Genomic DNA, 24,750 nt, shown 5'->3' with positions numbered 1-24,750 from the left:
AAGAAAACGGGTTGAACGCTTGGCGGGATGCGATCCCGACACCCGTTCGGAACGATCCTCAAAGCCAATAAGGAGCTTAAACATGAACATGCGCAAGACGATCCTCACCCTGGCCCTTACCTCCCTGTTCGCCGTTGGCGGCGCGGCCTCAGCCCAGTATGGCGGTGCCGAAGGTGGTGCTGGCGGCGGTGACATGGGCGGTGCCCAGGGTGGACAGCCGCCGGCCCATGAAGGTGGTGCCGGTGCCCAGGGTGGTGCCGCACAGGGCGGTGCCCCGATGCAGGAAGCGCCGTCGGTGGACCTGAGCGAGCAAGACATTGACACCTTCGTGTCGGCCTTCGTTGCCGTGCAGGAAGTGCGCGAGGACTTCGCCAACCGCCTGCAGAGCGCCGAGGACGAGACCGAGGCCCAGTCCATGCAGCAGGAAGCGCAGGACGAAATGGTCAGCGCGGTCGAAGATGCGGGCATGAGCGTCGAGGAATACAACGAAGTCGCCATGGCGCTGCAGAACGATCCCGAGCTGATGCAGGAAGTGCAGGAACGCGCCGAAGCTCAGCTGTAAGCGGGTGAAGCAGCTTGCCCGGGCCGGGTGCCCGGGGCAGGCAGGAGGGGGCACCTTTCGGGGTGCCCCCTTTTGTATTTTTGTATTGTGCGCGCTTTACGGACGGTGGCGCCTGGTTCGTTGTCGGACGAATCCGGCGCTGCCTGGCCCGTGAACAGCTGTCCGTGGGCCGGCGCGGCGCCTTGCGCGCCCGTCCGGTCCTGCGTCCGTGTTTTGCCGGGTGGAATTCCTTTCCGCCGCGCTTGAATCGGCTGACGGGAAGCGTTATTATTGCGCGCTTTCTGAATCGCCCCGACCTCGGAGCATCGAACATCATGAGCACCATCAGCGCCAAGCCGGCAGAAGTCGAACGCGACTGGTTTCTCGTCGACGCCGACGGCAAGACCCTCGGGCGACTCGCCACGGAGATCGCACGCCGTCTGCGCGGGAAGCACAAGCCCGTGTACACGCCGCACGTCGACACCGGCGACTATATCGTCGTGATCAATGCGGAAAAGATTCGCGTCTCCGGCAACAAGGCCATGGACAAGAAGTACTTCCACCACACCGGCTACCCGGGTGGTATCAAGGAAGCCAACTTCACCCAGATGATCGAGCGTCATCCGGAGAAAGTGCTGGAGCTTGCCGTCAAGGGCATGTTGCCGCGCAACCCGCTTGGCCGGGCCATGTTCAAGAAGCTCAAGGTCTACGCCGGCACCGAACATCGGCACACGGCCCAGCAGCCGCAGCCGCTCGAAGTCTGAGCCGCAAGAAACAGCAAGGGAATCGATCCGAATGGCTAGCAATCAGTATTATGGCACCGGCCGCCGCAAAACCGCCGCTGCGCGCGTCTTCCTGCGTCCCGGTACGGGCAACATCACGGTTAACGAGAAGCCGCTGGACGAGTTCTTCGGCCGTCAGACCTCGCGCATGGTGGTACGTCAGCCGCTGGAGGCGACCGAGTCGACCGATAACTTTGACGTGGTCGCAACCGTGAAAGGTGGTGGTGGCAACGGTCAGGCTGGCGCGATCCGTCTGGGCATTGCCCGCGCTCTGGTGCAGTACAATGAAGAGATGCGCTCGCCGCTGCGTCGTGGCGGCCACCTCACCCGTGACGCCCGCGAGGTGGAGCGGAAGAAGATCGGCCTGCGCAAGGCCCGTCGTGCAACCCAGTACTCGAAGCGTTAAAATACGTCTCGAATTTCGGGCAACGCCCGACCCGGTTTACTGGGGGATCGTCTAGCGGTAGGACTACGGACTCTGACTCCGTCAACCCAGGTTCGAATCCTGGTCCCCCAGCCATCCATAGAGAAGGGCCCCCTCGCGGGGCCCTTTTCTATGGATATTTGAGCGAGTCCAGGGTTCGAACCTGGAAGGTTCGGCGGAGCGCAGCGAAGCACTGCACGCGCGTCGCGCGTGCAGCCCCGAAGGGGTGAGGCGGCGCAGTCGCCGAATCATCCTGGTCCCCCAGCCATGGCGGTGTGCGCCTCGACGGGGCTCACCGCCATTTGCTTCGGACTGGTCGTTACTTCAGGAGAAGGGCCCCCTCGCGGGGCCCTTTTCTATGGATATTTGAGCGAGTCCAGGGTTCGAACCTGGAAGGTTCGGCGGAGCGCAGCGAAGCACTGCACGCGCGCCGCGTTTTGCCCTGGCTTCTTGCCCCTCGTCAAACTCGCTACACTCCCTGTAGAGGCCGGGCCAATGGTAACCGGCAGGAATTCTGGCGGTCCGCTGGCGTCTGAATGTTCAGGAAGCGTGCAAAGTCGCTGGCTGTGCAGCCAGGAAAGACCCGGAAAGGATGAGGAGAGTGTTGATGTCGGTACCCGATAACCCCTACGAGCCCGTGACCGTTGATACGTCCGCCCAGGAGGTGGAGGGCGCCGATACCTGGTATATGGTCGGGATCTCCGGTATCCCGGACCCGGAGAACCAGGGGCATACCTCGAACGCCGGGTTTGTGGTCACCGACGAGGGCGTGGTGGTGTACGACGCGCTGGGTACGCCCCCGCTTGGGTTCGAGATGATCCGGCGCATCCGCGAGGTTACCGATCAGCCGATCAAGTACGTGATCGCAGGGCATTATCACGCGGATCATATTTACGGCCTGCAGGCCTTCGCGGACCATACCGATGCCACGATCATCGGCCAGGCCCGAGCCCGTGAGTACCTGGCTGGCCCTGGCGCGGCGTCGCGTCTGGAGCAGCGGCGGGGCGTGCTGGCGCCCTGGGTAGATGAAGACACCCAGATTATCCCGCCGGATGAATTCTTCGAGGACGATTACATCATCCAGCTGGGTGGCAAGACCTTTCGTTGCGTCCACGCCGGTCCGGCGCACTCGCCCGACGATATCATCATGGTGGTGGAGGAGACGGGTGTGGTCTTCGCCGGGGATATCGTGTTCGATGGGCGCATCCCGTTCCTGGGCGATGCCGCGCTGGATTCCGGTAACTGGGTGCGGCGTCTGGAGGAGCTGATGGAGATGGATCTGAAGTTTCTCGTGCCCGGTCATGGTGAGGGCACGGATCAGGCGGCGCGGGCCGTCCGGTTTACGCGCGACTATCTGGTCAAGCTGCGCGAGCACATGGCGGTCGCGGTGGAAAACATGGACTCCTTCGAGGAGGCCTACGCAGCCATGGACTGGAGCGACTACGAAGACCTCCCCGCATTCGAGCAGACCAATCGCAGCAATGCGAACGCGGTCTACCTGGAGATGGAAGAAAAGCTTTTCTGACCGATTCCGCTGCGGTGCGTCGCGCGTTTCGGTTGCGGGCGGATCGGCGGCGCACAGGCACCCGCCGCGCCTGACTGGACGGGTGCGGTTCCCGTCTCCGGAACCGGGTCAGGTTCCATCCCCGGGTGCGGCGGCAAGATAGTTTGGCACCCAAAAGCATGGACGAAGAGTGCGAGTTCATGCGCCCCCGGCACGGACCCGTTACTCTTTGCGCTCATTCTGAACCGGGGGGCCAAGCCTCAATGACCGCCGAACGCGTTCGCGAAATACCCTATAACTACACTTCATTTTCCGACCGCGAAATCGTCATCCGCTTCCTCGGATCCGATACCTGGGACCTCCTGAACGAGCTGCGCGGCGAACGCCGCACGGGCGTGTCTGCGCGCATGCTGTTCGAGGTGCTGGGCGATATGTGGGTGGTCAGCCGCAACCCCTATATCCAGGATGATCTGCTCGAGGACAAGAAGCGGCGCAAGGCCCTGATCGATGCGATGCAGCATCGTCTGGGCCAGATCGCGGCCCGCGCCGACGGCAACGAGAAGGCGCTGAAGCTGGCCGAGCGCGCTCAGGCGGCGGTTTCGGCGTTCGCCCGCGAGTTTACGGAAACAGAGGCGCTGCGTGAGCGGGTGCGCAAGCGCATGAAGGGACTGACGCACAAGGACAACATTCAGTTCGGCGGCCTGGCGCGGGTCTCGCACGTGACCGATGCGACCGACTGGCGTGTCGAGCTCCCCTTCGTGGTCCTGACCCCCGACTCCGAACAGGAGATGGGCCCGTTGGTGGCGGCTTGCATTGATCTTGGCCTTACGGTGATTCCCCGCGGGGGCGGTACGGGCTATACCGGGAGCGCGGTTCCGCTGTCCAAGCGCTCCGCGGTCATCAATACCGAAAAGCTGGAAGGCCTCGGGGATGTCCGACGGCGTGCCTTGCCGGGCGTGGATCAGGATGTGCCGGTGGTGCACGTGGAGGCGGGGGTGGTCACCAAACGGGTCTCCGAGCTCGCCGACCGCAACGGGCTGGTGTTCGCGGTCGACCCGACCTCGCAGGATGCCTCGACCATCGGCGGTAACGTGGCCATGAATGCCGGTGGCAAGAAGGCCGTGCTCTGGGGGACTGCGCTGGACAATCTGGCGGCCTGGACCATGGTGACGCCCGATGCGGAATGGATGTATGTCGAGCGTCTCGACCACAACCTTGGCAAGATCCACGACGCCGCGACGGTGCGCTTTCGGATATCGCGTTACCAGCCGGACGGCAAGACCCCGAAGGGCGAGCCCGAGGTCCTCGAGATGCCGGGACAGCACTTCCGCAAGCTGGGGCTGGGCAAGGACGTGACCGACAAGACCCTGATGGGCGTGCCGGGTATCCAGAAGGAAGGTTGCGACGGACTGATCACCTCGGCGGAGTTCATCCTGCACCGGATGCCGGATAACATTCGCACCGTCTGCCTGGAGTTCTACGGGACCGACCTGCACCAGGCGGTGCCGGCGATCGTGGAGATCAAGGACGCGGTGGATGCCGAGGACGCGGTCCTGCTGGCGGGCCTGGAACACCTGGACGAACGCTATGTGCGTGCGGTCAAGTACACCCCGAAGGGAGCCCGCGGCGATCTGCCGAAGATGGTCCTGATTGCCGACATCGTCTCGGACGATGAAGAGGCCCTGGGCAAACTGGCGGCCCGTATGGTGCGAGCGGCCAATGCCCGCAACGGCGAGGGCTTCATTGCGGTCAGCCCCGAGGCGCGCAAACGCTTCTGGGCAGACCGGGCCCGTACGGCGGCGATCGCGCATCACACCAACGCGTTCAAGATTAACGAGGACGTGGTGATCCCGCTGGAGCGGCTGGCGGAATACACCGAGGGGATTGAGTCCCTGAACGTGCGCGAGTCGCTGAAGAACAAGCTGACCATGGTCGACGAGATGCTGGAGTGCATGCGCGGCGACCATCCGGAGTTGCGCGAGCTGCTGGAGGATACCGGCGGCGAGGGGCAGCAGTGGTTCGAATCCAAGCGCGAACGTGCGGTCGAGCTCCTGGAGGCGGTCAAGAAGCGCTGGACCGCGATATCGGAGAATTTCTTCACGCTTGCCTCGGAATGCGACGCGCTGCTGGATGCGCCGGCCCGCGCCGATCTTCGCGATCACGACAAGTTGATGAACCTGTTGCTGCGCCGCAGTCTGCGTATCTCCTATCGGGCCGAGGTCGAGCGTCCGCTGTTCGAGGTCTTCGGTGGTCATCAGATGGAGCCGGTGCGCAAGCGTCTGACGGCGATTCACGATCGTGTGCTGACCAGTCGACTGTTCATCGCCCTGCACATGCATGCGGGCGATGGCAACGTGCACACCAACATCCCGGTCAACTCCAACGACTACCAGATGATGCACCAGGCCGAGCGCCTGGTGGACGACGTGATGCGCCTGGCGCGCGAGCTGAATGGCGTGATCTCCGGCGAGCACGGGATTGGCCTGACCAAGATGCAGTATCTGGAACCCGAGCGCATCGAGTCGTTCGCGAAGTACAAGAAGCAGGTCGACCCGAACGGCGTGTTCAATGCCGGCAAGCTGCTGGAGGGCTCCGGGCTGTCCAATGCCTACACGCCGTCTTTGCGCCTGGTGAAGCAGGAGGCGCTGATCCTGGAGCAGAGCGAGCTGGGCGATCTCAACGACGAGATCAAGGACTGCCTGCGCTGTGGCAAGTGCAAGCCGGAGTGCAATACGCATGTCCCGCGCGCGAACCTGCTGTATTCCCCGCGCAACAAGATCCTTGCGACCGGGCTGATCGTCGAGGCCTTCCTGTACGAGGAGCAGACCCGGCGCGGGCTGTCCCTGAACCACTTCGAGGAGATGAACGACGTCGCGGATCACTGCACGATCTGCCACAAGTGTCTGAACCCGTGCCCGGTGGATATCGACTTCGGCGACGTGACCATGCACATGCGCTCGATCCTCAGCAAGAAGGGCAAGCGCAAGGCGACACCCGCCACGATGATGTCCATGGCCTTCCTCAACACAAAGGACCCGGCCACCATCAAGGGCCTCCGCAAGGGCGCGATCCAGATGGGCTACGCGGCCCAGCGTCTGGGACACTTCGCGTTCAAGAAGCTGAACCTGACCGGCGCGGGCAAGACCCCGCGCTCGACCACCGGCAAGGCGCCGGTGCATGAGCAGGTCGTGCACTTCGTGAAGAAGCCGATGCCGGCCGGGCTTCCGAGTCAGACCACGCGGCAGATGCTGGGTCTCGAGGATTCACGCTATGTGCCGATCCTGCGCGATCCGGTCAAGACCGACCTGGATTCGGACGCAGTGTTCTACTTCCCGGGTTGCGGCTCCGAACGCCTGTTCAGTCAGGTGGGGCTGGCGACGCTGGCCATGCTCTACGACGTGGGCGCGCAGACCGTGCTGCCGCCGGGTTACCTGTGCTGCGGGTATCCGCAAAATGCCGGTGGCGATTTCGAGAAAGGCTCGCAGATCAGCACCGAGAATCGCGTGCTCTTCCATCGCCTTGCGACTACCCTCAATTACCTTGACATCAAGACAGTGGTGGTCTCCTGCGGAACCTGCATGGACCAGCTCCTGAAGTACGAGTTCGAGCGCATCTTCCCCGGCTGCCGGCTACTGGACATCCACGAGTACCTGATGGAGAAGGGCGTGAAGCTCGACGGGCTCACGGGCGTGCAGTACATGTACCACGACCCCTGCCACTCGCCGATGAAGTCGCACAAGCCGACGGACGTTGCGGCCAAGCTGCTGGGTCAGGAAGTCCTGCAGTCCAACCGCTGCTGCGGCGAGGCGGGCACGTTCGCGATCAGTCGCCCGGATATCGCCACCCAGGTGCGCTTCCGCAAGCAGGAAGAACTGCACAAGGGCATCAAGGAACTGACCGGTGAGGAGCAGGCGAAAGACGGCAACGTGAAGATGCTGACCTCCTGCCCGGCCTGCCAGCAGGGTCTGGCGCGGTATCGTGAGGATACCGGTCTGGATACCGATTACATCGTAGTCGAAATGGCCAATCGCTTGATGGGCGAAGGCTGGCAGAAAAACTTCATCGATCGCGCCCGCGAGGGGGGTATCGAGAAGGTCCTGCTGTAACGCCGCCGGGCCGCAACCCTGCCCGAGCCCGCCGGTTGTTGGTGGCGGGTTCGGGTGTGGTCAGCGCCGGAAAAACGCCAGCAGGAGCGAGATGATCACGCTGACGATCAGCATGGTGGTGATCGGGAAGTAGAAGCGACTGTTCTCGCCCTCGATGATGATGTCCCCGGGCAGCCGCCCCCAGGGTATCTTGCCCAGCCAGGGCCACAGCAGGCCGATCAGCACGATCAGCCCGCCGACGAGGATCAGCCACTTGCCCGTCTCGGACATGGCGCGCGATCCTGCCCGTTTTAGCGGGCGACCATCTCCTCGACACCGGAAGAGGAGCCGACCAGCATGACATCGGCGGCGCGTCGGGCGAACAGACCATTGGTCACTACGCCGGCGATATGGTCCAGCTCGGATTCCAGCTCTACCGGATTCATGATGCGCAGGTTGTGCACGTCGAGGATCACGTTGCCGTTGTCGGTGCGGAAGCCCTCGCGCAGCTCCGGATTACCGCCCAGCTTCGACAGGGCGCGGGCCACATGGCTGCGCGCCATCGGGATCACCTCGATCGGCAGCGGATAGGTGCCGAGATAGTCCACAACCTTGGTCTCGTCCACCACGCAGACGAAGGTCTTCGAGGCCGCCGCCACGATCTTCTCGCGGGTCAGTGCGCCGCCACCGCCCTTGGTCAGGTGCAGATGCCGGGTCGCCTCGTCGGCGCCGTCCACGTAGATGGGCAGCGGCCCGGAGGCGTTCAGGTCCAGCACCTCGATGCCGTGGCCGCGCAGGCGCTCGGCACTGGCCTCGCTGGAAGCCACGGCCCCGTCAATCCTGCTCTTGATGCCCGCCAGGGCGTCGATGAAGTAGTTGGCGGTGGAGCCGGTGCCTACCCCGACGACCCAGCCGTTCTCGATCCGTTCCAGCGCTGCCTCGGCAACGGCCTTTTTCATTTCGTCCTGATTCATCAACGTCTCTCGCATATACGGTCCATAACTCATTGAGGATACCGACTGCTCGGGTCCCGCGACAAGCACAACGACGGTTGCCGTGCATGCTATGGTTTCGCCATGAAATACCCCTATCTCGAGAAGATCCTGACCGCCCGTGTCTACGATGTGGCGCGCGAGACACCGCTGGACCCGATGCCGACGCTTTCGCAACGTCTGGGCTCCACCTTGTGGCTCAAGCGCGAGGACCTGCAGCCGGTGTTCTCGTTCAAGCTGCGCGGCGCCTACAACAAGATCGCCCAGTTGACTCCGGAACAGCGCGCACGGGGCGTGGTGGCGGCCTCCGCCGGCAATCATGCCCAGGGGGTTGCGCTGGGGGCGAGCCATCTGGGCATCAAGGCCGTGATCGTGATGCCCGTTACGACGCCGTCGATCAAGATCGCGGCGGTACGCCGCTTCGGCGGCAAGGCCGTGCTGCACGGCGACTCCTTCGATGAGGCCGCGGCGCACGCCCGCGAGCTGGAGGCGCAACACGGTTACACCTTCATCCACCCGTTCGACGACCCGGATGTGATCGCCGGGCAGGGCACGGTGGCGATGGAGCTGCTGCGTCAGCACCCGGCCGAACTTGATGCGGTGTTCGTGTGCATCGGGGGCGGGGGGCTGGCGGCTGGCATGGCGGCTTACATCAAGCGCCTGCGCCCGGAGATCCGGGTGATCGGCGTGGAGCCGGACGATGCCCCGTCGATGTACAAGGCGTTACAACAGAAGCGGCGGGTCAGCCTCAAGCAAGTCGGGATCTTTGCCGACGGTGCCGCCGTGCGGCAGGTCGGGAAGGAGACCTTCCGTCTGTGCCGCGAGCTGGTCGACGAGGTGCTGCTGGTGGACACCGACGCGATCTGCGCGGCGATCAAGGATGTCTTCGACGACACCCGTGTGGTCGCCGAGCCGGCCGGGGCCCTAGCTGTGGCCGGCATGAAGCAGTATCTCCAGCGCGAAGGCCTCCAGGGGGCGAACCTGGCCGCGGTACTCAGTGGCGCCAATATCAACTTTGACCGCCTGCGCCACGTGGCCGAACGCGCCGAGATCGGCGAGCACCGCGAGGCCCTGTTCGCGGTCACCATCCCCGAGCGTCCGGGCAGTTTCCGCCAGTTCTGCCAGGCCATCGGCAAGCGTGGCATCACCGAGTTCAACTATCGCTATGCGGACGCCGAACGCGCCCAGGTGTTCGCCGGCATCAAATTGCAGGGCGGTGATGCCGAGCGCCAGGAGATCCTGGAGGCGTTGCAGTCAGCGGGGTACGAGGTCCTCGACATGACCGAAAACGAGGTGGCCAAGCTGCACCTGCGGCACATGGTTGGCGGTCATGGTGGTGAGGTCCGGCACGAGCGCCTCTACCGTTTCGAGTTCCCGGAGCGTCCGGGGGCATTGCTGAATTTTCTGACTCATATGGGGCAGACCTGGAACATCAGTCTGTTCCATTACCGCAATCATGGCGCGGCCTACGGGCGTGTGCTGGTCGGTATGCAGATCCCGGCGGAGGATCGAGCGCGGTTTCGCGAATTCCTGAAGGAGGTCGGGTATCCGTGGCACGAAGAGACCAGCAACCCGGCGTATTCACTCTTCCTGCGCTGACCGTATTTCACCAGGCGCTTGTTCGTCATCGCAGCAAGGTCCTTCGTCTGGCCGCCTGCCTCGTGGTGGCTAGGCCTGGTTCGTCCTCTGGTGTTTACGGTGCCTCCGGTCCATGTACTGCCGTGCGCTGACTCGCCAGCGCGCCGCGCCCGTTTTTGATCAACAACTGGCTTTCTTGCTTGCCCAAGAAAGGACCCGTCGAGGCGCACCCGGATTTCGCCCGGGAACCTCGCTCCGGACGTGCTGGGCCGGCGGCGCTGAACTCGCTGCGCCTGCGGCTTCGCTCAGACATCCAGCGCCCCGAATTTATGGAAAACGGGCCGCCCATCACGCCCTCCGCGAGGGGCCCCATACGGGAGGCGAAGGTCAAAACCAACCGTATCCCTACGCTTCCGCCTAACCATAGGCACCGCCGCCCGAAAGCCCCCGGCGCCCGCTCGCGGGCGCGGCACGCTATGGCCGCAGGCCGAGCGTGCCCAGATGCCGGAAAACCCAGCCTCCAACCAAAAGCACGAAGGTCGGGACAGCCGTTGTATTGACCTGCCTCCCCGTTGTCGTCGCGCCGAGCGGAGAGGGTTTTCGCGGGACGATTCAAAATAGAAACGGGGGCGCTGGATGTCTGAGCGGAGCCGCAGGCGCAGCGAGTTCAGCGCCGCCCGCGAAAAGCCTCGGAGCGAGGGAAACCCCGGCCCGCACAGCGGGCCGGGGTCGCGGCAGTCGGGCGTGTTTCTTGGTGACTTCTTTGCATGAGCAAAGAAGTCACTCGGGGCGCGCTGGCGAGTCAGCGCCGGGCAGTATGTGGACCGAAGGCACCGTAAACACCCGGGGCCGAGCCAGGACCAGCCACAACAAGGCAGGCGGCTGGATGACAGCGGCGAGTGTTTGAAAGGCGGTGTGCGTTACCGCGCCGCTCAGGCGGGGCAGGGCGTCTGCCAGGTGGTGACGCGTGCCGGGTCGCCGTCGGTGTGATCGAGGCGGGCAAGCGTCATGCAGTTGCCCCAGACGCAGCCACTGTCCAGCGCCAGCCAGTCGGGTCCCACCCGATGTCCGAGCGCAGCCCAGTGTCCGAATACGATCGGGTGCCCGGCCGCCGCGCGCCCCGGTACCCGGAACCATGGCGTGAGCGTCGCTGGCGCATCTTCCGGCGGGCCATTGCCGGCGAATTCCAGGTCGCCTGAGGCTGTGATGTAGCGCATGCGGGTGAAGGCGTTGATGGTGTAGCGCAGCCGGTCGTAGCCGTCGAGGTCGGGGTCCCAGCGGGTCGGTTCGTTGCCGTACATCACTTCGAAAAGGGCCTGGCGTCGGGTCGGGTCGCGCAATTCGGTCTCTACTCGCTGCGCCTCTTGCGCGGCCCGGTCCGGATCCCAGGCGGGTGGCAGGCCCGCGTGCACCAGGGTCCAGCCGCGTGCGGCGTCACGCTGCAGCAGGGGGCGCTGCGCGAGCCATTCCAGGATCTCGGCGGCATCGGGTGCGTCCAGCACCGGACGCAGGGTGTCCTTGCGACCGGGCGTGCGAACCCCGTGGGCGGTGGCCAGCAGGTGCAGGTCGTGGTTGCCCAGCACTGCCGTCACGGCGGGGCCCAGGTCCATCAGCCGCCGCAGACAGCCCAGCGAATCGGGACCGCGATTGACCAGGTCCCCGACCAGCCAGAGGTGGTCGCGGGTCGGGTCGAACCGGACCCGGGCCAGCAGGCGCTCCAGCGGGTCCAGGCAGCCCTGAAGGTCGCCGACGGCGTACAGTGCCACTAGTGCAGGGTACGCGGGACGGAGAGGGTGAACGGGGGGATCGGCGCGTCGAAGCTGTTGCCGCGTTCGTCGCGCATGCCGTAGGAGCCCTCCATGGTACCCACCGGGGTTTCGATGACCGTGCCGCTGGTATATTCGAAGCTGTCGCCCGGGGCAATGCGGGGCTGTTCCCCGACCACGCCTTCGCCGCGGACCTCCTGTGTTTGCTCGCGGCCGTCGCGGATGATCCAGTGACGGTTGATCAACTGCACGGTCAGCGCGCCCGCGTTGCGAATGACCACGTGGTAGGCGAACACATAGCGGTCGTCATCGGGTTCCGACTGGTCTTCCACGTAGGCGGTGGAGACTTCAATCTCGATGCTGTGGGCCTCGGTGTCGTGCTCTGGGGTCGGATTCATGCGGATAGGGCTCCAGGTTCGTGGACGGGTCGCGCCCGGCTGCGGGCGCGACCCGGTGTCAGGGCTGCACCGACCGGCTGGCGCTGACAGCAGCCCCCAGCAGGCCGGGTTCGGGGTGCATGATAAGGGCCACGGGCAATTGCTCAAGCAGGTGGGTCATCGGTGGGCGATTGTGAAAGGCGCTGCGGAAGCGGGGGCCGCGAAAGGCCGCGCTCCAGCGCGGGGCAATACCGCCGGCCAGAAAGATACCGCCGCCGGGCAGGGCGGTCAGGGCCATGTCGGCCAGCTGACCGGCATAGACTGCGACAAAGCGTTCGATCACGGCTGCGGCGGCCGCATGGCCTGCCAGTGCCAGTTCGCTGATGGCTGCGGCCGGATTGGCCTGGTCCAGGGCCTGCTGCAGATCCGGGTCTGGTTGGCGCTCGAGCTCGAAACGACCCATGCGGGCAATACCGCGGCCGCTGAGCAGATGCTCGCGGGTACAGTGACCCCGTTCGCGGCCAATGAAGGCGGCCAGCGCGGCCTCCTCGGCATCGCTGGGCGAAAAGCGCGCATGCCCCCCCTCGCCGGGATAGACGGTGGCGGCACCCGGTGGCCCCACCATGCAGGTGCCGAGGCCGGTTCCCGCCCCTGCGACCAGGCGCATGCCCGCCGGGTCGCGGGTCCCTTCCTGCAGGTACAACAGGTCATTCGGGCGCAGTGCATCCAGGCTTGCGCCGATGGCGGCGAAATCATTCAGCAGAGTGGCGGGAAGGGCCAGTTGAGCGCTCAGCGCATGCGCGTCCAGGGCCGGCCAGGAGAGGTTGGTGACTCGGGCGCGACCGCCGTGTACGGGGCCGGCGACTGCAAGTCCCGCAGCGGCGAGGGTCGTCACCGAGGTCTGTTCGTTGCGCCAGTGTTCGAGGATGGTCGCAAGGTCGGGGTAATCGCGGCTGCGATAGCGCTGCGCGTCGTGCAGAGACCAGCTGTCCCCTTCGCGATGGGCGCGTGCGACGCGGGTGTTGGTCCCGCCGACATCGGCAACGATCAGGTCCATGCGGCCATGGTAGCCGATCGTGGCCGCAGGTTTCGCGCGGGGTGTCAGCCGGCGTCTGCGTGGAGCTGCCGGGCCAGTGCCTCGAATCCGGCGATGCCGATGTTTTCCGGACGTTCGCCGGGGTCCAGCCCGACGGCCTCGATATCGGCGACTTCGGCCAGTCCCGCCAGCCCGCGGCGCAGGGTCTTGCGGCGGCTGGAGAAGGCCTGGTTCACCACCTTGGCAAAGGTCGGGTATAGCGCGGCCGCGACCCGGGGCTTGGCCAGGGGCGTGATGCGCACTACCGCGGAGTAGACCTTGGGCGGCGGATGAAAGGCCCCCGGCGGGACCGTGAACAGGGCCCGGGCTTCGGCACGCGCGGCCACCATGACCGTCAGGCGCCCGTAGCGTTTGCTGCCCGGGGCCGCCGTGAGGCGCTCGACCACCTCGCGCTGCAGCAGGAAGTGCATGTCGTGGATCGCGCCGACCTGCTCCAGCAGGTGAAACATCAGAGGGGTGGAGATGTTGTAGGGCAGGTTGCCGACCACGCGCCAGCCCTCGTCGGGTAGGGGCCCCAGCTCGCTCAGGCGCAGGTGCAGGGCGTCGCCCGTATGCAGTTCCAGCCGCTCGGGCGGGAAGCCGGCCCGCAGCCCGCTGGCGAGGTCACGGTCGATCTCCACCGCCACCAGGCGCTCCAGGCGTTCGAGCAGGACGGCGGTCAGGGCGCCGCGACCGGGGCCGATCTCAAGGACGGTATCTCCCGGCTGCGGGTCGATGGCGGCGACGATGCGCGCCAGGATGCCGGTGTCGTGCAGAAAATTCTGGCCGAAGCGTTTGCGAATCGGAGACGAGGTCTTGATGCGACTCATGTGGCGGTGGTGCTCCGGCGAGCCGCGGCGCGGGCTGCGAGGGTTTCTGCCAGACGTTCGGCGGCGCGGAAACTGCCGGCCTCGGCGAGTCCGGTTCCGGCCAGATCCAGCGCGGTCCCGTGATCCACGGAGGTGCGGATGAAGGGCAGGCCCAGGGTCACGTTGATGGCCCCGCCGAAGCCGGCATGCTTGAGGACCGGCAGGCCCTGGTCGTGGTACATCGCCAGTACCGCATCTACACCCTCCAGGGCCCGCGGGGTAAAGGCCGTATCGGCGGGCAGCGGCCCGCGCAGATCGCAGCCCTCGGTGCGCAGGCGTTCCAGGACCGGGCGGATGACCTCGATCTCCTCGCGTCCGAGGACACCGTCCTCGCCGGCGTGCGGGTTCAGGCCGCAGACCGCGATGACCGGGGCGTCGATGCCGAAGTCGCGCCGCAGGTCGTGATGCAGGACGCGGAGCACGGCCTCCAGGCGTTCGTCGGTGATGGCGTCGGGGACTGCGCGCAGCGGCAGGTGAGTGGTGACGAGCGCGACCCGCAGGCCCTCGGTGGCCAGCATCATGACCGGCATCGCGGCGCCGGCGCGTGCGGCCAGCCACTCGGTATGGCCGCTGAAGGCGATGCCGGCACGATTGATTACGCCCTTGTGGACCGGGCCGGTCACCATGGCCTCGAAGTGGCCCTTCAGGCAGCCGTCGGCGGCCGTGGCCAGCAGCGCCAGCACATGTTCGGCATTGGCCGGGTCCAGGGTGCCGGCGACGACCGGCGCGGCTACGGGCACGGGCATGACCTCCAGGCTGTGGGCCGGGGTCGCCGTGCGCGGGCGTTCGGGGTCGAACTCAAGCAGTTGCAGGGGTTCTCCCAGTGCCCTGGCGCGGGCCTCGATCACCTCGGGGGCGGCGATCGCCACGCGCTGCGCCTGGCCGGGATGGCGGGCCATGGCGATCAGGAGGTCCGGCCCGATGCCGGCGGGATCGCCGGCGGTCAGGGCGAGGCGCGGGACCGGGTGGGTCCCGCGGCGATCAGGAACCGAAGCCGTCGACCCGGTATTCGACATAGGCCTCGTCCCGCAGACGCCGCAACCACAGCTCAAGTTCTTCCTCGCGCTTGCGGTTCTGCAGGATCTCGCGGGCGCGGGCACGGATCTGCTCGCGCGAGGTATCGACCTCGCGGCGCTCCAGTACCTCGATGATGTGCCAGCCGAACTGACTCTGCACCGGCTCGCTGACGACGCCGGGTTCCAGCGTGTCCATGGTTTCTTCGAAGGCCGGGACCAGTTCGCCCGGACTGATCCAGCCCAGGGAACCTCCCTGGGCGGCGGAACCGGGGTCATCGGAGTTGGCGCGGGCCAGGTCTTCGAAACTCGCGCCCTCGCGGATGCGGTTGTACAGCGACTGGGCCTGGCGTCGAGCGTCGGCTTCGCTGCGGACCTGATCGGGCGAGATCAGGATGTGGCGGACCCGGGTCTGTTGCACCCGTGTCTGGTCACCGCCCTCGCGGTCCAGCAGTTTCATGATGTGGAAGCCGCTGGGCGAGCGCAGGACCCCGCTGATCTCGCCGCTGCGCATCAGCACGGCCTCGCGGGCAAAAACGGTGGGGATCTCGGCGGCGGAGCGCCAGCCAAGGTCGCCGCCTTCCAGCGCCTGGGGGCCCTCCGATTCGCTGATGGCGACGGTGGCGAACTCCTCGCCGGAACGCACGCGTTCGTGCAGTGCCTCTGCCTGCTCCCGGGCGGCAGCGATCTGGCGGGCGTCGGCCCCCTGTGGCAGGGCCACCATGATCTGGGCGATGCGGTAGCGCACGCCACGGTCGATGGCGCCGCTTTCGGAGGCGATCAGGTCGGCGATCTCCTGGTCGGACACGCGCACACGCTGGTCCACCTGCCGCTGCTGCAGCTGGTTGATGGTCAGCTCGTGGCGGATCTGTTCGCGGAAGGCGTTGAAGTCCACGCCGTCCTGCATCAGGGCCTGGCGCAGTTGCGGCAGGCTCATGCGGTTCTCGCGGGCAATGCTTTCCATCGACCGATTGAGGGTCATTTCGTCGATATCAATGCCGATCCGCGCCGCTTCCTGTAACTGCAGGCGTTCGACGATCAGGCGTTCCATGACCTGGCGGGCGAGGGTGTCCCGGTCCGGTGGCCGGTTGCCACGTTCCATCAGCTGCTGAACGGTCAGGTTCATGCGTTCGATCAGTTCACGCTGGGTGATGACATCGTCGCCGACTACGGCCAGGATGCGATCGGTGAAGCGGTCACCCTCGGGGGTGATCGGGGCGGCCGGGGCCCCGCGACTACTGGCGGCGCCCGGTGTGACCGGGGCCTCGACGGCGCCTTGCGAGAGCCCGCCGCCCGTCGGGCCGGCCATCTGGGCGGTGGCCGGGAGGGCAAGGCCCCAGGCCAGGGCAGCCAGTAGCAGGGCGCGAACACCGTGGTGGCGGCCGCGTTGTTCAGGGACGTGCATCATATCCGGCAATACCCTCGCGCAATAGCGAATCCACGCCGGAATCGAACCGTGCCAGGCCGTCCAGCGTGAGTTGGAAAAGGACCGAGTTGTCGTAGGTCTCGTCGAAGGCGAGTGCGCGGCGAGCCACCACGCGAACACCATAGCAACAACTACGATACTGAAGCCCGGCCAGAAGTTCGAGATCGCGTTCCTGTTCGAAACTGTAGTTCCAGCGTCCGATGGCATCGATGCGCTCGCTGACCGGCCATAGCGCCGAGATATCGGTCTGGTCGATGGAGCGTGCGCCAGCCTCGCGCTGGCGGTAGCCCAGGTTGATGCGGGCGCGTTCGCTGGGGCTGTAGCCGACTGCGAGCGCCGTCAGGGTGGTCTCGCCGGCATCCTGATCGTAAAGGATGGAGCCGCGTCCATCCCAAGCTTCGCCGATCCGGAAGCGACCCTCCAGTGCCAGCTCTGAACGCGACTCGGTCAGGGGGTCCTGCCCGGGGCGGCGGCGAACCTCGCGGTCTTCGAGATAATGGATCTGACCGGCGGACAGGCTCAGGCGTTCGCGCCCGGTCTGCTGGTCGAGGGTGCGTGTGGTCAGCGCGGTGGTGATCTGATGGGTATCACCCACGCGGTCGGCGCCGACAAAGCGGTCCAGGCTGAACAGATTGTCGAAGCTGAAATCGGCCTCGCCAGTATCAAAGATCGGGATCGCGTCCTGGTCGCGGAAGGGCACGTAGCCATAGAAGACACGCGGCTCGAGGGTCTGCAGGCGGCGGTTGTTGGCGAACGGCCGTTCGAAGACCAGGCCGGTGTCGATCGAGGCGTGCGGCACGGTGCGGCTGATCGAGTCCGGCCCCGTGTCCTGACCGCGGCGGTCCAGTTCGTAGCGGGTATGCCGGACCCCGGCGCTGGGTTCAAAGAAAAACCCGCCGCTGTCGTGGCGCCAGCGTACCTCGGGATTCAGGTCCATGCGTGTGCCGAGAGGGCGCTCGGACGCGTCCTCCTTGCGCTCGAAACGCACCAGTTCGGTGGCAAGGTCCCAGGATAATCCGCGCCCGAGGTATTCGCCGGCCTCCAGCGTGATCTGGGGCAGGCGCTGGTAGGGCTCGCCGGCCGCGCTCAGATCCGGGTCGACGATCTGGAAGTCCTCGATGCGGGTGCGCAGGCGGTAAGCCGGCTGATCCCAGGTCAGATCGGCACGGCGGCGCAAAAAGGGTGTGGCCCCTTCAAAGCGGTCCGAGCTGCCGAAATCGGTGAAGTATTCGCGGTCGGAGACATCGGCGGCGTCTACCCGCAGGTCGAGGCTGGAGGTGATGCGGGTGCGGTGTTGCCACTGGGCAAACTGGCGGTCGTCCCCAGTCGCGCGGTCGTTTGGCAGGTAACGCACATCGATTGCGCCTTCGTGCCGCGGTTGCAGGTAGCGGAACTCGGTGCCCAGTTTGAAGCCTCGATCCGCCATGACACGCGGGGTGAAGGTGGCATCGTAATTGGGCGCGATGTTCCAGTACCAGGGCGTGGCGAGGTCGAGTCCGGTTCGGCCGCCAGAGCCGGCGCTGGGCAGCAGAAAACCGGTCTTGCGGCGATCGTCCAGCGGGAAGTTGATGTAGGGCGTGTAGGCGATGGGTACGCCCTTGAAGCGGATGGTGGCGTTGCGTGCGACGCCAACCCCGCTGTCGTGATCCAGTTCCAGATCACTTGTGCGCAGCCACCAGGAGTCGTTGCCGATCGGGCAGGTGGTGTACTGAGCGTCCTCGAAGTCGTGGCGGCTGGGGGCGTGCTGTATGCCGCTTGCCGCGCTGCCACGTGCCGGGATGGACCGCACCAGGAAGTTGATGCTGCGGAATTCGCCCGTGTGCGCATCCAGGCGGTATTGGCCGCCCTCGGTGTGCAGCAGCAGGTCGCCGTCGAACAGACGGGTGTCGCCGTCGGTACGGACCCTGCCGGACGCGCGGTCGTATTCCAGGAACTCGGCATCCAGGCGGCGTCCGGACTCGAACAGTTGCACGTTGCCGTAGGCCGCAATGCCTTCTTTGTCGCGCCGGATGAAATCGGCATCGATGTCGGCCAGGCCGCCTTCGAGAGTGCGCAGTTCCGGCCATTCCACCCCCGGGGCGAACTCGCAGCCGCTCGGACGTTCCATGGCGTTTGCCGGCACCAGCAGGACCGTTACCAGACCCAGTCCGGCCACCAGCGATTGCGCATCCATCAAGATGCGCGGGGTACGGCTGGCGGGTCGGTGCGTCATCCCCGGTTCAGGACAGGAGCTGGCGGATCTCGTCGAAGATCAGCTCGATGTCGCGCGTGCCGTTGATGTGCTTGAGGAGGCCGTGCCCGTCGTAATACTCGATCAGGGGCCGGGTTTGATCCTCGTATACCTTGAGTCGGTTCACCACGGTTTCTTCGTTGTCGTCCGCGCGGTGGATCAGCTCGCCGCCGCACAGATCACATACGCCTTCCTTCTGCGGCGGGAAGGTATGGGTGTTGAACACCGCGCCGCAGTCACCACAGGATACGCGTCCGGTCAGGCGCTGCTTGAGCTCTTCGAAGGGCACATCGATCTGGATCGCCCGGTCCAGTGGCGACCCGATGTCGTTCAGCATCTGGTCCAGCGCCTCGGCCTGGGCGACGTTGCGCGGAAAGCCGTCGAGGATAAAGCCCTTCTGCGCATCGGGTTCCTGCAGGCGGTCGCGGATCAGCCCCAGCACCAGCTCGTCCGGAACCAGCTGCCCGGCGTCCATGGCGCTCCGGGCCTGCTTGCCGAGTTCGGTCTCGGCGGCGACTGCGGCGCGCAGCAGGTCGCCGGTGGAGATCTGGGGGATGCCGAAGGTGGCGACCATCTTCTTGGCCTGGGTGCCCTTGCCGGAACCCGGGGCGCCCATCAGGACGATACGCATAGCTGACTCCTGCCTGGTGCCGTGCCGACCCGCAGGACTAGCCGGGAACGGGACGGCACGGTGAATTGCGGTGGTGAAACGGGCAAAGCCGGCCCGGAGCTGGGAGCCTGTCGAATTGGGGACGGATCGGCTGCGCGTGCGGGACAGCGGGTCCTTTCACCGTTCCCTCTCGTTACATGGCGCCACTATTATGCGCCTCGAGAGACCGAAAAAAGGGCCTCGCTGTCCCGCCGCGCCCGCGACGTTCGCCCAAACCCGACAGGCGCCCAGGAAACACGGAACTTAATGTACACATTCGCGCTCGAGTCGCGAACCGTTTCCCGAGCGCGGTCTTATACCGCCTGCGGATGTCTTCCCGCAACCGTGGCCGCTGTGGGTGCGGGTCCCATTGCGTGGATTCTGCCCTGTATAATGGCGGGCTCGCCAATATTTTCGGGAAGCAAGCATGGACCTCAACCAGATCGAAGCCGGCAAGGACCTCCCCAACGACGTCAACGTCGTGATCGAGATCCCCGCCCATGGCCAGCCCGTGAAGTACGAGATCGACAAGGACAGCGGGGCGCTGGTGGTCGACCGCTTCATGACGGTCGCGATGTTCTACCCCTGCAACTACGGGTTCATCCCGAACACGCTGTCCGAGGACGACGATCCGGTGGATGTGCTGGTGATTACGCCGGTGCCGTTGATGCCGGGTTCGGTGGTGCGTTCGCGTCCGGTGGGCGTGCTGCAGATGACCGACGAAGCCGGAGTGGACGCGAAGATCCTGGCGGTGCCGGTAACCAAGCTGCACCCGCAATACGAAAAGATCCAGGGCCCGGAAGATGTTTCCCAGGAGCTGCTGGATTCGATCAGGCACTTCTTCGAGCACTACAAGGAGCTGGAGAAGGGCAAATGGGTCAAGGTTGACGGTTGGGCGGATGCCGAAGCGGCCAAGGCGGAGATTGTTGCCAGCTACAAGCGTTATCAGAAGAGCACCATCTGACCTCGCGTCCTGCGGTATGCAAGGACCCGGGAATGCCGGGCCGCCCCGGATGGGTGGCCCGGTCTGCCCCTGCGGCGCGCGTGGCCGCATGAGCGTGGCCCCCTGATATGGCCGAACGCGACGCCTACGGCGAGGAAAAACGGGATCGAGACCGCTTCGTGGCGCGTATCCTGCTGGCCCTGGTGGTGCTGGCAGTGATTGTGCTGGCGCTCGGCTGGCGGCTGTCGGGGCTGCAGGTCGGCGCGCATTCGCACTTCACCACCCTTTCCGAGAACAATCGCCTGCGGGTGGAACCGATCGCCCCGACTCGGGGAGTGATCCGGGACCGCAATGGTGTGTTGCTGGCCGGCAACCGTGCCTCCTATCAGCTCGAGATCACGGTCGAACGGGCCGGTGACCTGGATGCCCTGCTGGACCGGCTGCGCAATTACGTCGAGTTGAGCGAGGCGGACGTCGAGCGTTTTCAACGCGGCGTTCGGCAGCGGCGGCCGTTTCAGCCGGTGCTTTTGAAGGCCGGACTGGATGATGTCACGGTGGCGCGTCTTGCTGTCTCGCGTCACGAGATGCCCGGGGTGGAGATCGAGGCCCGGCCGCTGCGTTACTACCCGCTGGGGGCGGATTTCTCGCATGCGGTCGGTTACGTCGGGCGTATCAACCAGCAGGATTTGCAGCGGGTGGATCCGCGCGTCTATGCCGGCAGTTCGCATATCGGCAAGAGCGGCGTGGAACGCTATTACGAGGAACTGCTGCACGGGCGCCCCGGCTACCGGCAGGTGGAAGTGAATGCCCAGGGGCGGGTGCTGCGCGAATTGTCGGTGACCCCGCCGCAGCCGGGAACGGATCTGATCCTGACTCTGGATGCCAACCTGCAGCGCGCGGCATACCGTGCCCTCGAAGGCCGGGATGGCGCAATCGTGGCCATGGACCCGAACAACGGCGAGATCCTGGCCCTGATCAGTGCGCCGGGGTTCGATCCCGAGGCCTTCGTGCACGGGATCTCCCAGGCCGATTTCGCTGCGGTGCGCGATAACAAGCGCCGTCCGCTGTTTAATCGCGCCCTGAGTGGCCAGTATCCGCCCGGCTCGACGGTGAAGCCGCTGGTGGCGCTGGCGGCGCTGGAAGAGGAGGTTACCACGGCCGAGCGGGAGATATTCGCGCGCGGCTACTACCAGATCCCCGGACATGAACGGCGTTTTCGCGACTGGCGCCGTGAGGGGCACGGCCGGGTCGACATGTCGCGGGCCATTGCGGTGTCTTCGGACGTCTATTTCTACGACCTGGCACACACCATGGGGATCGACCGCATGGTGCCGATTCTCGGGGCGTTCGGCCTCGGTCAGCGGGTCGGCATCGACTCGACCGGCGAGCGTGCGGGCATACTGCCCAGCCGGGACTGGAAGCGGGCCAGGCACGGCGAGGTCTGGTACCCCGGCGAGACCCTGATTACCGCGATCGGGCAGGGCTACATGCTGACCACGCCGCTGCAGATGGCGGATTTTACCGCGGCGCTGGCAACCCGTGGTCAGCGTTATCAGCCACACCTGCTGCGCGCGATGGACAACGGCAACGGGGCGCTGGAGTATCCGTTGCCGGTCGTGCGCGACCCGGTAGTGGCGGCTCCGAAGCACTGGGATACGATTCACGACTCCCTGGTCAAGGCGGTGCATGCGCGCCATGGCACGGCCTGGGGCAGCGTGGGCAGCACCCGGCCGGAGTACACCATCGCCGGCAAGACCGGAACCTCCCAGGTCTTCAGTCTTGCCGAGGATCAGGAATATGACGAGGCTGAACTGGCCCGGCGCCTGTGGGATCACGCCCTGTTTGTGGGTTACGCGCCAGCCGAGGATCCCCGTATCGCGGTGGCCGTGCTGGTGGAACATGGCGGGTCCGGCGGCCGGGTTGCGGCCCCGGTCGCGCGCAAGGTGATGGATGCCTTTCTGCTGGATGCCGCAGACATGGCCATCGACCCGGAGGATTCATGATTAGCGTGACGGGCCGCGAGCTGTCGCTGGGGCAGTGGGTGCTGCGCGACCTGCGGCTGGACAGTGTGCTGCTGGTGCTGTTGTCGATCCTGTTGCTACTGGGGCTGGTCGTCCTGTTCAGCGCATCCGGCGAGAGCCTGGTGGTCATCGAACGCCAGTTGATGCGCATCGGTTTCGGGGTTGCCGCTATGCTGCTGGTTGCGCAGGTCTCCCTGCATGCACTGCGGGCAATCTCGCCCTGGTTGTTCGTGGCCGGCGTGATCCTCCTGCTGCTGGTGATGTGGATCGGGGACGTTGGCAAGGGGGCGCAGCGCTGGCTGGATCTCGGGTTCATGCGCTTTCAGCCCTCCGAGATCATGAAGCTGGCGGTGCCGATGATGGTGGCCTGGTATCTCTCGCAGCGGCGTGGGCGCCCGCGGTTTCGGGATCTGCTGGTGACGGTGGTGCTGATCATGGTGCCGGTGTACCTGATCATGCAGCAGCCGGATCTGGGCACCTCGATGCTGGTGGGGGCTGCGGGCTTCCTGGTGATTTTTCTGGCCGGGCTGGACTGGCGCTGGTTCGTCGGCCTGGGTCTTGCGATTACGGCGGCTATCCCGGTGTTGTGGTCGCAGATGCTGGACTACCAGCGCCAGCGGGTGCTGACCCTGTTCAACCCCGAGTCCGACCCGCTGGGTGCGGGCTATCACATCATCCAGTCCAAGATCGCGATCGGGTCCGGTGGGTTGTATGGCAAGGGCTGGCTGAGTGGTACCCAGTCGCAGCTGGAGTTTCTGCCGGAGCCGTCCACCGACTTCATCTTTGCTGTGTATGCTGAGGAATTCGGATTTATCGGTGTCGCGCTGCTCCTGCTGTTGTATTTTACGATTGTCGCGCGCGGACTCTGGATCGCTGCGCTGGCGCAGGACCGCTATGCGCGTCTGCTGGGCGGGAGTATCAGCCTGACCTTTGCGGTGTACATGGTGGTGAATATTGGCATGGTGACGGGGCTGCTGCCGGTCGTCGGCGTGCCGTTGCCCCTGGTGAGCTACGGGGGCACTTCGCTGGTGACCCTGATGGTCGCCTTCGGTATTCTCATGAGCATAGGCTCTCAGAAACGCTTGGTGAATCGATGACTCTGTACCTGCGCCCCTTGCGGGCCCGTCTTGCCCGCCTGCTGCCGGCCGGTCTCGCGCTGGCTCTGGCCTCCACTTCGGTGATGGCAAACAGTGAATTCCGTGCGGGGGACCCGCCGTATCTCGAGCGAGACGAGGTACAGGCCTTTATCGACGAGCAGGTCGCCGCGGGCCGCGAGCGCGAGGTGCTGGAGGCGATGTTCGTGGGTGCGGACCCGCAACAGCGCATCCTGGACCTGATCTCCAGTCCGGCCGAGGCGCGCCCGTGGAAGGACTATCGTCCGATCTTCATGACCGACGAGCGGATCGAGCGCGGCCGCGAGTTCATGCAGGAGCATGAACGCTGGCTCAAGCGCGCCGAGGACCGCTTTGACGTGGAGCCCAATCTGATAGCGGCGATCATTGGCGTGGAGACCTTCTACGGCCGCCACACCGGGGGCTTCCGCGTGTTCGATGCGCTGGTAACGCTGGGCTTCGATTATCCGCCGCGCTCGGACTTCTTCCGACGCGAACTGGGTGAATTCCTGACCCTGGTGGAAGAGGAGGGTCTGGACCCGCGTGAGACGCGAGGTTCCTATGCCGGTGCGATGGGACGCGGGCAGTTCATCTCCTCCAGCTATCGTCATTACGCGGTGGACTTCGATGGCAGCGGCCAGAGGGACCTGTTGAACTCCTGGCCCGACGCCATCGGCTCGGTGGCCAACTATTTCCGCGAGCATCACTGGAATCATGGCGAGCCCGTGGTGGCGCAGGCGCGGGTCGAAGGCGACGCTCACAAGGAACTGATCAGTCGCAACTATCAGGCCCGCTTTGAGCTCGATGAGCTGGCGGCCCACGGCATCCACCCGGCCGAGGAGGTGGATGCAGACGGGCGCTATTCCTTTATCCGCCTCGAGGGCGACGACGGGTACGAGTACTACCTGGGTTATCCGAATTTCTACGTGATCACGCGTTATAACCGCAGCCCGCTGTATGCGATGGCCGTGCACCAACTGGCGGAGGCCCTGAGCGACTAGGCGTCTGTCGGATTGGGGACGGATCGGCTGCGCGGTGTCAGATTAAGGAGACGCTGATTGAATCGCACGTCCGCGTGGGTGCCCCACAGTTTTTGGCGACAAGCGTTCCGAGACAAGGCACGTCGTGCAGCGGGTAGCGGTTCTACCCGCCCGTTTCTGATGGATTCGGGGCGCAACGCAGGATCGGGCCATATTCATTCAGAATCGGGGGGACACCAACCCCACAAGCTATTGAAAGCGGCGGCTCGGCCGCCCGTTGTTATCAAAAACGGGCGCGGGAACGGCGTTGCGGTTCACCTGTAGCAGAATGACTGCACGGCTGTCACCGCGCATAAACGCACCCGAAAGCAGCGAAGCAGCGA

20 protein-coding genes, 1 tRNA gene and 1 pseudogene are annotated in these 24,750 nt (G+C 65.5%); 11 read left to right on the top strand and 11 right to left on the bottom strand.

Annotation, left to right across the window (positions count from 1 at the left end):
- Positions 1-82: 82 nt before the first annotated feature.
- From G332_RS0103805 to G332_RS0103780, 6 genes are all read left to right on the top strand, one after another.
- Positions 83-562 (top strand): DUF4168 domain-containing protein, encoded by a 480-nt coding sequence (locus G332_RS0103805; protein WP_019625665.1) that lies wholly within the window; start codon positions 83-85, stop codon positions 560-562.
- 314 nt (positions 563-876) lie between these two features.
- Positions 877-1,305 carry a 50S ribosomal protein L13 gene (rplM, locus tag G332_RS0103800; protein WP_017940583.1) on the top strand — a complete coding sequence of 143 codons (429 nt, stop codon included), beginning with the start codon at positions 877-879 and terminating at the stop codon, positions 1,303-1,305.
- A 31-nt stretch (positions 1,306-1,336) separates the two neighbouring features.
- Entirely contained in the window at positions 1,337-1,729 is a 393-nt protein-coding gene (gene rpsI, locus G332_RS0103795) for a 30S ribosomal protein S9 (protein ID WP_019625663.1), read from the top strand.
- Between the two features lie 40 nt (positions 1,730-1,769).
- Positions 1,770-1,843, top strand: a tRNA-Gln gene (locus G332_RS0103790).
- Between the two features lie 511 nt (positions 1,844-2,354).
- Entirely contained in the window at positions 2,355-3,272 is a 918-nt protein-coding gene (locus G332_RS0103785; RefSeq protein ID WP_019625662.1) for an MBL fold metallo-hydrolase, read from the top strand.
- A 242-nt stretch (positions 3,273-3,514) separates the two neighbouring features.
- Positions 3,515-7,357, top strand: a complete 3,843-nt coding sequence (locus G332_RS0103780) for a DUF3683 domain-containing protein (protein ID WP_019625661.1) — start codon at positions 3,515-3,517, stop codon at positions 7,355-7,357.
- A 60-nt stretch (positions 7,358-7,417) separates the two neighbouring features.
- Here G332_RS0103780 and G332_RS0103775 read toward each other — a convergent pair whose 3' ends face one another.
- Together G332_RS0103775 and rpiA are read right to left on the bottom strand one after the other, a co-directional pair.
- Positions 7,418-7,627, bottom strand: coding sequence for a DUF2905 domain-containing protein (locus G332_RS0103775; protein ID WP_019625660.1), 210 nt, complete (start codon positions 7,625-7,627; stop codon positions 7,418-7,420).
- A gap of 20 nt (positions 7,628-7,647) precedes the next feature.
- On the bottom strand, positions 7,648-8,310 hold the full coding sequence (gene rpiA / locus G332_RS0103770) for a ribose-5-phosphate isomerase RpiA (RefSeq protein WP_019625659.1): 663 nt from the start codon (positions 8,308-8,310) through the stop codon (positions 7,648-7,650).
- Positions 8,311-8,412: 102 nt separating this feature from the next.
- On the opposite strand from rpiA, the gene ilvA reads away from it, so the two are divergent.
- Positions 8,413-9,927 carry a threonine ammonia-lyase, biosynthetic gene (ilvA, locus tag G332_RS0103765; protein WP_019625658.1) on the top strand — a complete coding sequence of 505 codons (1,515 nt, stop codon included), beginning with the start codon at positions 8,413-8,415 and terminating at the stop codon, positions 9,925-9,927.
- Between the two features lie 322 nt (positions 9,928-10,249).
- Here the strand turns inward: ilvA and G332_RS13745 are convergent.
- From G332_RS13745 to G332_RS0103725, 9 genes and pseudogenes are all read right to left on the bottom strand, one after another.
- Positions 10,250-10,434: pseudogene (locus G332_RS13745) on the bottom strand (hypothetical protein); the annotation flags it as partial.
- Between the two features lie 404 nt (positions 10,435-10,838).
- Complete coding sequence (locus tag G332_RS0103760) at positions 10,839-11,672, bottom strand: symmetrical bis(5'-nucleosyl)-tetraphosphatase (RefSeq protein ID WP_019625657.1); 834 nt, start codon at positions 11,670-11,672, stop codon at positions 10,839-10,841.
- The gene (gene apaG, locus G332_RS0103755) at positions 11,672-12,070 is read right to left on the bottom strand and encodes a Co2+/Mg2+ efflux protein ApaG (RefSeq protein WP_019625656.1); all 399 of its coding nucleotides are present in this window, start codon (positions 12,068-12,070) and stop codon (positions 11,672-11,674) included. The genes G332_RS0103760 and apaG overlap by 1 nt, the downstream gene beginning before the upstream one ends.
- Positions 12,071-12,128: 58 nt before the next feature.
- Positions 12,129-13,106 (bottom strand): ROK family protein, encoded by a 978-nt coding sequence (locus tag G332_RS0103750; RefSeq protein ID WP_019625655.1) that lies wholly within the window; start codon positions 13,104-13,106, stop codon positions 12,129-12,131.
- A gap of 44 nt (positions 13,107-13,150) precedes the next feature.
- Complete coding sequence (rsmA, locus tag G332_RS0103745) at positions 13,151-13,954, bottom strand: 16S rRNA (adenine(1518)-N(6)/adenine(1519)-N(6))-dimethyltransferase RsmA (RefSeq protein WP_019625654.1); 804 nt, start codon at positions 13,952-13,954, stop codon at positions 13,151-13,153.
- On the bottom strand, positions 13,951-15,009 hold the full coding sequence (pdxA, locus tag G332_RS0103740) for a 4-hydroxythreonine-4-phosphate dehydrogenase PdxA (protein WP_019625653.1): 1,059 nt from the start codon (positions 15,007-15,009) through the stop codon (positions 13,951-13,953). Before pdxA ends, rsmA begins: the two co-directional genes overlap by 4 nt.
- Entirely contained in the window at positions 14,975-16,414 is a 1,440-nt protein-coding gene (locus G332_RS0103735) for a peptidylprolyl isomerase (protein ID WP_026340567.1), read from the bottom strand. The genes pdxA and G332_RS0103735 overlap by 35 nt, the downstream gene beginning before the upstream one ends.
- A complete protein-coding gene (locus G332_RS0103730; protein ID WP_019625651.1) occupies positions 16,398-18,644 on the bottom strand; it encodes an LPS-assembly protein LptD in 2,247 nt (748 codons plus the stop codon). The genes G332_RS0103735 and G332_RS0103730 overlap by 17 nt, the downstream gene beginning before the upstream one ends.
- 7 nt (positions 18,645-18,651) lie before the next feature.
- Positions 18,652-19,293, bottom strand: coding sequence for an adenylate kinase (locus G332_RS0103725; RefSeq protein ID WP_019625650.1), 642 nt, complete (start codon positions 19,291-19,293; stop codon positions 18,652-18,654).
- 445 nt (positions 19,294-19,738) lie between these two features.
- On the opposite strand from G332_RS0103725, the gene ppa reads away from it, so the two are divergent.
- The 4 genes from ppa (at position 19,739) to mltB (ending at position 24,388) form a co-directional block, all read left to right on the top strand.
- Positions 19,739-20,275 (top strand): inorganic diphosphatase, encoded by a 537-nt coding sequence (ppa, locus tag G332_RS0103720; protein WP_019625649.1) that lies wholly within the window; start codon positions 19,739-19,741, stop codon positions 20,273-20,275.
- 107 nt (positions 20,276-20,382) lie between these two features.
- The gene (mrdA, locus tag G332_RS0103715) at positions 20,383-22,257 is read left to right on the top strand and encodes a penicillin-binding protein 2 (protein WP_019625648.1); all 1,875 of its coding nucleotides are present in this window, start codon (positions 20,383-20,385) and stop codon (positions 22,255-22,257) included.
- A complete protein-coding gene (gene rodA, locus G332_RS0103710) occupies positions 22,254-23,372 on the top strand; it encodes a rod shape-determining protein RodA (RefSeq protein ID WP_019625647.1) in 1,119 nt (372 codons plus the stop codon). The genes mrdA and rodA overlap by 4 nt, the downstream gene beginning before the upstream one ends.
- Positions 23,369-24,388, top strand: coding sequence for a lytic murein transglycosylase B (gene mltB / locus G332_RS0103705; protein WP_019625646.1), 1,020 nt, complete (start codon positions 23,369-23,371; stop codon positions 24,386-24,388). The genes rodA and mltB overlap by 4 nt, the downstream gene beginning before the upstream one ends.
- Positions 24,389-24,750: the final 362 nt, after the last annotated feature.

Origin of the sequence: Thioalkalivibrio sp. ALJT (assembly GCF_000381825.1) — a bacterium.
Lineage (GTDB): Bacteria > Pseudomonadota > Gammaproteobacteria > Ectothiorhodospirales > Ectothiorhodospiraceae > Thioalkalivibrio.
Note: the sequence above shows the minus strand (reverse complement) of the source record. Positions and strands in the feature narration are given on the sequence as shown.